We start from the raw sequence: 573 nt of genomic DNA on the forward strand, positions 1-573 counted from the left end.
CCCAGCTCACCGAACTCAAACGGCGTCACCGTGACGAGATAGGCGCGCTCCAACAAGCGCTCGAGGCCGCGCACGGCGAGAACCTCGAACTACGTCGCCGCCTCGGCGCCCAACGCGCCCTCCGCAACACCAAGACACCCTGACGCTCCTCTTGCAGACGCGTACGCAAAAGCTCTACCTGCGTAAACGCGCAAATTCACGCTCATTACCCCAGATAAGATGTCGGCATAATTCGAATTATGCCGACGTCTCGGTTATGCCGAGGTCCTCGTGTGAGGGGTGGGTGTGACCGCTCCAGTGCGACCGCCACCAGCACTTCCGGTCCGACACCCGCACCGATCAGACGGTGTGCCACCCGGTTCACTCGGCTGCTCAGCTCCCGGTAGGTCCAATTCTCGTCACCGAATGTCACCGCCACCGCGTCCGGAGTCGCGGCGACCTGAACGTCGAACAGGCCTGGGATCGTCGAGTCCGGGATCGGAACGCTCGTGTCGTTCCAGCTCTCCAGTACGAGTGCTCGTTCGTGCTGATCCAGGATCTCGTAGCCCTCGATCCGCGCCTGCGGATCCGCGA

The 573-nt window shown here is 62.8% G+C and carries 1 protein-coding gene; it reads right to left on the minus strand.

Translation table 11 applies throughout. The features are described 5' to 3' along the window. Window positions 1–205 precede the first annotated feature (205 nt). Window positions 206–573 (minus strand): AMP-binding protein (locus tag P3H15_RS54920; RefSeq protein ID WP_276144943.1); only part of this gene is annotated, 368 nt, incomplete at its 5' end.

This window comes from Rhodococcus sp. T2V, from assembly GCF_029269925.1.
Taxonomy (GTDB): Bacteria; Actinomycetota; Actinomycetes; order Mycobacteriales; family Mycobacteriaceae; genus Rhodococcus_F; species Rhodococcus_F koreensis.